General features: G+C 74.0%; 12 protein-coding genes. 10 read left to right on the forward strand and 2 right to left on the reverse strand.

Translation table 11 applies throughout. The annotated features are described in order from the left end of the window. Nucleotides 1-122 precede the first annotated feature (122 nt). Nucleotides 123-2198: a prohead protease/major capsid protein fusion protein gene (locus H596_RS0118420; protein WP_027286120.1), complete on the forward strand. Its 2076-nt coding sequence runs from the start codon at nucleotides 123-125 to the stop codon at nucleotides 2196-2198. A gap of 12 nt (nucleotides 2199-2210) precedes the next feature. Here the strand turns inward: H596_RS0118420 and H596_RS0118425 are convergent, their stop codons facing one another. Continuing rightward, nucleotides 2211-2630 (reverse strand): PIN domain-containing protein, encoded by a 420-nt coding sequence (locus tag H596_RS0118425; RefSeq protein ID WP_027286121.1) that lies wholly within the window; start codon nucleotides 2628-2630, stop codon nucleotides 2211-2213. A 1-nt stretch (nucleotide 2631) separates the two neighbouring features. After that, nucleotides 2632-2874, reverse strand: a complete 243-nt coding sequence (locus H596_RS0118430; protein ID WP_027286122.1) for a type II toxin-antitoxin system Phd/YefM family antitoxin — start codon at nucleotides 2872-2874, stop codon at nucleotides 2632-2634. Between the two features lie 92 nt (nucleotides 2875-2966). On the opposite strand from H596_RS0118430, the gene H596_RS0118435 reads away from it, so the two are divergent. From H596_RS0118435 to H596_RS0118480, 9 genes are all read left to right on the forward strand, one after another. After that, nucleotides 2967-3317 (forward strand): DUF2190 family protein, encoded by a 351-nt coding sequence (locus H596_RS0118435; protein ID WP_037302030.1) that lies wholly within the window; start codon nucleotides 2967-2969, stop codon nucleotides 3315-3317. Beyond that, a complete protein-coding gene (locus H596_RS24465; RefSeq protein WP_027286124.1) occupies nucleotides 3314-3955 on the forward strand; it encodes a hypothetical protein in 642 nt (213 codons plus the stop codon). The genes H596_RS0118435 and H596_RS24465 overlap by 4 nt, the downstream gene beginning before the upstream one ends. Next, nucleotides 3952-4185, forward strand: coding sequence for a hypothetical protein (locus H596_RS24270; protein WP_027286125.1), 234 nt, complete (start codon nucleotides 3952-3954; stop codon nucleotides 4183-4185). The genes H596_RS24465 and H596_RS24270 overlap by 4 nt, the downstream gene beginning before the upstream one ends. A gap of 150 nt (nucleotides 4186-4335) precedes the next feature. After that, nucleotides 4336-4644 (forward strand): head-tail joining protein, encoded by a 309-nt coding sequence (locus H596_RS0118455; RefSeq protein WP_027286126.1) that lies wholly within the window; start codon nucleotides 4336-4338, stop codon nucleotides 4642-4644. A 13-nt stretch (nucleotides 4645-4657) separates the two neighbouring features. Continuing rightward, nucleotides 4658-4978, forward strand: a complete 321-nt coding sequence (locus tag H596_RS0118460; protein ID WP_027286127.1) for a phage holin family protein — start codon at nucleotides 4658-4660, stop codon at nucleotides 4976-4978. Next, nucleotides 4975-5700 carry a DUF6441 family protein gene (locus tag H596_RS0118465; protein WP_027286128.1) on the forward strand — a complete coding sequence of 242 codons (726 nt, stop codon included), beginning with the start codon at nucleotides 4975-4977 and terminating at the stop codon, nucleotides 5698-5700. The genes H596_RS0118460 and H596_RS0118465 overlap by 4 nt, the downstream gene beginning before the upstream one ends. Then, nucleotides 5697-5828: a hypothetical protein gene (locus tag H596_RS24910; protein ID WP_281168397.1), complete on the forward strand. Its 132-nt coding sequence runs from the start codon at nucleotides 5697-5699 to the stop codon at nucleotides 5826-5828. The genes H596_RS0118465 and H596_RS24910 overlap by 4 nt, the downstream gene beginning before the upstream one ends. Next, complete coding sequence (locus H596_RS0118475) at nucleotides 5825-6271, forward strand: hypothetical protein (protein ID WP_027286129.1); 447 nt, start codon at nucleotides 5825-5827, stop codon at nucleotides 6269-6271. The genes H596_RS24910 and H596_RS0118475 overlap by 4 nt, the downstream gene beginning before the upstream one ends. Before the next feature lie 34 nt (nucleotides 6272-6305). Next, a partial coding sequence (locus tag H596_RS0118480; RefSeq protein WP_037302033.1) for a phage tail tube protein occupies nucleotides 6306-7093 on the forward strand: 788 nt, incomplete at its 3' end.

Raw genomic sequence — 7093 nt, forward strand, 5'->3', positions numbered from 1 at the left:
ACCGATCCGCGCCGGGTCGCGAAGTCCGGTGCGGCGCAGGACGCCGCGCAGATGGCCGCGGTCGAGATCGCCGCCACCGGCGCCGCAGCGCCGCCCCGAGACATAGCACCCCAGGGCTGACCATGACGGACATCATCGAACCGGCCGGCAGCGATGCCGCGCCGGAGAGCGCTGCTGCGCCCATCCTGGCGCAGCGCGCCATCACGGCACCGGCGACCGTCGATCGTGCCGCCCGCACCGTCGAGGTGGTGTGGAGCACCGGCGCCCGCGCCCGCAACTTCGTCCCCGCCCTCGGCCTGATCACCGAGGAGCTGGAGATGTCGCCGAACGCGGTGCGCATGGACGCGCTGCGCTCCGGCCACGCTCCCGTGCTCGACACCCACCGCCGCGGCGGGGCGCGCGACGTGCTCGGCCGCGTCACCGCCGCCCGCCTCGAGCGCGGCCGCGGCTACGCCACGCTGCAGTTCAGCACGGCAGCCGACGTCGAGCCGGTCTGGCAGCGCATCGCCGATGGCACGCTCCGCGCGGTCAGCGTCGGCTATCGCGTGCACCGCTACGAGCCGCGGCCCGATCCCGCCACCGGCGAGACCGTCCACCGCGCGGTGGACTGGGAGCCCTTCGAGATCTCCGTCGTGCCGGTCCCGGTGGATCGCGATGCGGCGGTGCGCGGCGAGGCGTCGCAGGGCGCGCCCGCCATCGCCCTTGAACCCGCCCTGCCCGACGAGGACGTCCCCATGCCCGAGACGACGCCGGAGACCCCGGCCGCGCCGGCCGCCCGGGACGTTCCCGCGCCGTCTGCGCCGCCCAGCCCACCCCAGGAGACCCCCGTGACCACCACGCCCAGCCCCCCGGCTCCGGAACCCACCCGCGCCGCACCGGACCTCGACGCCGTCCGCGCCGAGGCGAGCCGCGCCGAGCGCGAGCGCATCGCCGGCATCGACGCCGCCGTCGAGGCCGCCCGCGCCCTGCTGCCGGCCGAGCGCATCACCCCGATCCGCGCCGAGGCCATCGCCCAGGGCTGGACCGGCGACCAGGCCCGCCGTGCCCTGTTCGACGCCCTGGTGGCGCAGGGTCCGCGCCCGTCCATCCCCGCCCGCCCGGAGACCGGCCCCGCCCAGGACGACCCAGCGCAGCTCCTCGACGCCATGGCCGAGGCGCTCGCCGCCCGCGCCATGCCGGGCTACCAGCCGCAGGGGAACGGCCGCCACGCCGAGTTCCTCGGCTGGCGCCCCTCCGACATGCTGCGCGAGCTGCTCGCCCGCCGCGGCGAGCGCAACCCGCCGCGCAACCCGACGCTGCTCGCCGAGCGCGCCTTCCACACCAGCTCGGACTTCCCGCTGTTGCTCGCCGCTGCCGCCAACAAGATGCTGCTCGCCGCCTACCAGCCGGCGCAGCCGACCTACCGACAGATCTTCCTCCGCCGCGACTTCCGCGACTTCAAGCCGCACCGCCACCTCCGCATCGGCGACTTCCCGACCCTGCTCCCCCTCGCCGAGAACGGCGAGATCCAGGTCGGCACCATGTCGGAGAGCCAGGAGATCGTCCTGCTCCAGACCTTCGCCCGGCGCCTCCGCGTCACCCGGCCGATGCTGGTCAACGATGACCTCGGCGCCTTCACCGACTTCGCCTCCATGATCGGCCGCCGCGTCGCCGAGTTCGAGAACGCCACCGCCTACAACCTGCTCAACAGCGCCAACGGCGACGGCCCGACGCTGACCACCGGCAGCGCGCCGGTGTTCGCCACCGGTGCGGCGCGGGCCAACAAGGCCGGCACCGGCACGCCGCTCGACACCGCGACCATCGGCGCCGGCCGCGCCGCCATCATGAGGCAGCGCACGCTGGACGGGCTGCCGATCTCGATGGGCCAGACCATGCGCCTGCTGGTCGGGCCGAACCTCGAGCTCGCCGCCCGGCAGGCGACGGTGGTCGTGCAGGCGAGCGAGACGGCCAAGGCCAACGTCTTCGCGGGCTTCGTGCAGCCGGTGGTCGAGCCGCTGATCCCGGCCAACCGCTGGTACCTGTTCTCCGACCCGGCCGCGGCGCCGGTCTACGTCTACGGCTACCTCAACGGCGCCGAGGGGCCGCAGGTCACCACCGGCCCGGTGCAGGGGGCGGACGGCGTCGAGGTCAGCGTGATCTTCGACTTCGGCGTCGGCGCCATCGACTGGCGCGGCGCCTGGTTCAACCCAGGCACCTGATCAGGCGCACCTTCAGTCCGGCGCCCTGCCGAACGGGTTGCGCACCGTCACGCCGCGCCAGGTGAAGCCGTCCTGCATGTCCTCCGAGAGGAGGGTTCGGCAGCCCGCCTGCGCGGCGCCGGCCAGCATGACCGAGTCCCAGAAGCCGAGGCGATGGGCCGTCACCAGCTCCATCGCCTCGTGGATCACCGCCGGCGTGGTGTCGATCAGCGGGAAGCTGTCCGACCAGCTCAGCACGGCGTCCCGGGCGACCGCCGCCTCTCGCCTTGCCTTGCGCGTCAGCACGACGAACAGCTCACCGAGCGCCTGCGCCGGCACCATCAGCTCGTGCTCGGCGAAGTCGCGCAGCAGGGCGAGCGCGATGTCCTTCCGATCCTGGCCGTTCACGCCCTCGGCATAGGCCAGCACGTTGGTGTCGAGCGCGACCCGCACCTCAGCGCTCGTAGAGCTCGTCGCGGGTCCAGCGGCCGACGTCCATCACCGGCTGCTCCGTCAGGCGGCGCAGCAGGGCCTCGCGCGCAGCCTGCCGATCCGCATCGCCCGACTGGCAGGGCAGCAGCCGGGCGACACGCTCGCCATGCGAGGTCACGGTGAAGGCCTTTCCCTCCTCCCGGACGCGCCGGAGCAGGTGGGAGAAGGAGCGATTGGCTTCGGTCGCCGAGATGATCTCGTCCATGGGCGAGAGAGTAGTGAAATACACTACTCTCTGCAAGGACCCTGGACCACAGGCCCTGGCCGTTCTCCATCACCAATCCAGGAGTTTCCCTGATGCGCAACTGCCTCCGTCCCGACGCGCGCTCCATCCCCATGGTGGTGCCCTACTCGGGAGGTATCCTCGCCGGCCAGGGCCTGCTGGTCGGCGCCTTCTTCGGGGTGGCGGCCTCCGACGCCGCCCAGAACACCAGCGTCGAGTGCGAGACCCGCGGCGAGTTCGAGCTGCCGAAGGAACCCGCGCTTGCCATCGCCCAGGGCGCCCGGGTGTTCTGGGACAACACCAACCGCCGCATCACCACCACCGCCACCGGCAACTTCCAGGTCGGCCTCGCCACGGCGGCCGCGCTTGCCGCCGACGCGACGGTCCGGGTGATGCTGCTTCGCGTGCCGGCGAGCGGCGTATGAGCCGGATCGATCCCAAGGCCACGCGGGGCTATCGCAACTGCAACCCCGGCAACATCGAGCATGTCCCCGCGAACAGATGGCAGGGGCTCGCCGACCCACCCTCGGACGGACGCTTCTGCCGGTTCGAGAGCCACGAGCATGGCATCCGCGCCCTGGCCGCCCTGCTCACCACTTACCAGGACCGCCACGGCCTGCGGACGGTGCAGGGGATCATCACCCGCTGGGCGCCGCCCGGGGAGAACGACACCGGTGCCTATGTGGCGGCGGTGGCGCGGCGCATGGGCGTCGGCGCGGAGGAGCCGGTCGACCTGCACCGGCACGACCAGCTCCGCCCCATGGTCGAAGCCATCATCGCCCATGAATGCGCCGGGCTGGCCTATCCGGCCGCCGTCATCGACCGCGCCCTGACCCTGGCTGGGGTGCCGCCGCCCGCACCGACGACGCTGCGGCAGGTCGCCACCGGCACCGGCACAGGCCGTGGCGCGGTGGTGGTCGGCGCGGCTGGTGTGGCGACCGTCGCGGCCCAGGCCGCGCCCGCCCTCCAGGCGCTCGGCGGCCTCGCGCCGATGGTCGCCATCGCGATGATCCTCGCCGCCATCCTCGGCGTCCTGCTCTGGCGTCTGCAGAGGCCGGCATGACCGCGCTGCTTGCCGCCCTGTGGTCCCGCATCGGCGGCTGGGCGGCGACCGTCCTCGCGGGGGCGGGCGCGGTCCTGGCCCTGCTGGCCGTGGGCCGCCGGCAGGGCCGCGTCGAGGCGGAACGGCAGGCGGTCCAGGATGCCTTGCAGGCAAGGGAGAGGGTCGATGCAGCGTCTGCCGAGTATCGCGCTGACGGCGCTGCTGAGCGCCTGCGCGCCGGCCGGTTCTGAACCGGCCTGCCTGGCGCTGGTGCCGTATTCCCATGCCGTGCAGGTGCAGGCAGCGGAGGAGCTGGCGGCGCTGCCGGCGGGCGCGGTGCTGGCGCGCATGATCGACGACTATGGCGACCTGCGCGCCCGCATCCGCGGGGCCTGCGGGCGATGAGCGCCTTCGCGGATGCGATGGCGGCACTCGTCGCCGATCCGAACCTCGGGGTGGACGCCGTCTACCGCCAGGGCGGCATCGGACCTGCAGTTGCGGTCCGCGTCCTGCGCTCCTCGCCCGACCGCGTGGCCGACGCCTTCGGGACGGAGATCCTCTCGGCCACCGACATCCTCTCGGTTCCCATCGCCGTCCTACCCGACCTCGCCGCCGGCGACCGCTTCGCCCTCGGCCCCGACCTGCTCACCGTCAGCCACGCCGAGCGCGACGCCGCCGGCATCGCCTGGCGCGTCCTCTGCCAGCGATAGGAGCCCGCCCGCCATGCCGCAGAACGCCCTCAGCCTCCTGGAGGTGCTGCGCGACCTGCTGCTCGGCGCCGCCGCCGGGCTCGCCGGCGGCTTCGTGCGCTGGAACAACCCCGATCGCCGCCGCCTCGGCTGGTGCCTGGCCTGGGAGGTGCCCTCCGCCGCGCTGGTCGGCAGCGCCGGCTACGCGCTCGGCGGCTTCCTCGAGTTCAACGAGTACGGCCGGTTCCTCTTCGCCTTCGTGTTCGGCTACCTCGGCCAGGCGGCGCTGCATGACCTCGCCGTCGCCATCATCCGCCACCGCACCGGCCTGCCGCCGGGCGGCGGCACGCCGTGAGGCTCGCGGCCACCATCCTCGGCGACCTGCGCCAGGTGCTCGCGGCCGAGGTCCGCGCCGGCGAGCGCGCGGCGATGACGGCGATCCGCGCCGAGACCGAGCAGGTCAAGCAGGAGCTCCGCCAGCAGGTCACCAGCAGCTTCGGCGGCAACGCCCGCGGCATCGCCCATGCCTGGCGCTCGCAGGTCTTTCCCCGCGCGGGGCAGTCGCTCCGCCCCGCCGGCCTGGTCTGGACCAAGGTGCCCAACGTCATCGACGCCTTCGAGCGCGGCGCGCTGATCCGCGCCAGGGGCGGTCGCAGGTTCCTCGCCATCCCGACCGGCTTCAACGCGGCACGGGGGCGCCGCGGCCGCGGCGAGAAGGGGATGCGGGTGACCCCGGCGCAGATGGTGGCCTCCGGCCAGGGCTTTCTCCGCCCTTTCAGGTCTGGGCGAGGCTTCGTCTGGTGCCTGCCGCTGCGCCAGGGCGAGCAGACCGGGCGCCGCCGGACCCGCCTCATCGCCGGCGGCCTCGCCGAGATCGGCACCGCCAACCGCAAGGGCCGCGAGGCCTGGGCACGCGAGATGCTCGCGCGGGGGATGGTGCCGATGTTCCTGCTGCTGCCGCAGGTGAAGCTCGCCAAGCGGCTGGACGTGGAGGGGGCCGCCGAGCGTGGCTTGCGCCGGCTGCCGCGGCGCTTCGTGGCGGCCTGGGAGCGCGAGAGCGGGAGGCAGGCGCCATGATGGGCCGTCGTGCCAGTCTGTTCCTGCTCCTTGTCCTCTCCGCGCTCGGCTGGCTCTGCATCGGCCTCGCCCTGGCGATCACCTGGGTCGGCGGCCGCTTCGTCGCCTCCCTGCTGGGCTGGGCATGAGCCTCCGCGAGGCCGCGATCGCCGCCCTGCACGCCCGGCTCGCGACGGCGCTGGCATCGCGCCATCCCGCCCCGCTGGTGCTGCGCGGCGAGACCGTGCCGCAGCGCCTGCCGCCCGGTGGCCTGGTCGTGGTCCGTGATGGCGAGACCGTGGAGGAGACGGCGATCCTCTCGCCGCTCGCCTGGGCCATCGAGCATCGCGCCGAGGTCGAGGTCACCGTCGCCGGCGCGATGTCCGCCGCGCGCAGCACGCTCCTCGACGCGCTGCTGGTGGCCATCGCCGCCGCGGTCACCGCCGACCGCACGCTCGGCGGCGCCGTGGAATGGGCGCAGCCCGGCGCGCCCGAGTTCGAGGACGTCGAGGTCGAGGGCGCCGCCGCCGCCCGCGCCGCCTCCGTCCCCGTCGCGCTGTTCTTCACCGTCGCCGGCTCGCCGCTGGCCTGACGCTTCCCCTTCCCGCTGATCCCGGAGATCCCCGATGCCCCGTGCCATCGGCGCCAATTGCCGCCTGCTCATGAGCCCCGAGGCGACCTACGGCACCGCGCCCGCGGGCGGCTGGATGCGCCTGCCCTTCCTCTCCTGCGACCTCGGCGCCGAGCAGCCGCTGCTCGACGCCGACGTCATCGGCGTGGGCTCCAGCCGCGATCCGGCGGCACCCTTCCTCGACACCGTCACGGTGCAGGGCCAGGCGGTGGTGCCGCTGGACCTCGTCAACATCGGCCACTGGCTCCGCCTGCTGCTTGGGGCCCCCACCACCACCGGCACCAGCCCGAACTTCGTCCACAGCTTCGGCTCGGGCGCCGCCGCGCTGCCCTCGAACAGCGTCGAGATCGGCTACCCGGACGTGCCGTCCTACGACCTCTGCACCGGCGTGCGCGCCGACACGCTGGAGCTCGACTTCTCGCCGACCGGCCCCGCCACCGCGACCTTCGGGCTGATGGGGCAGGGCTCGACGCGCGGCGGCACGAGCGCCGGCGGCACGCCGACCAGCGCCGCCTACACCGCCTTCCACAAGGCGCAGGGGGCGATCAGCCGGAACGGCGCGGCGCTCGCCCAGGTGACGGGCGCGCGGCTCACCTACGCCAACGGCATGGAGATGGTGCGCACCATCCGCGCCGACCGGAAGGTGGAGGGGGTGGATCCCGGCATCGCGCGCGCCACCGGGCAGATCACCGCGCGCTTCGCCGACAGCACGCTGCTGACGCAGGCGCAGGACAACGCGCCGGCGGAGTTCGCCTTTTCCTACACGATCGACGCCAACCGCAG

It is taken from the genome of Rubritepida flocculans DSM 14296 (assembly GCF_000425365.1).
Taxonomy (GTDB): domain Bacteria; phylum Pseudomonadota; class Alphaproteobacteria; order Acetobacterales; family Acetobacteraceae; genus Roseococcus; species Roseococcus flocculans.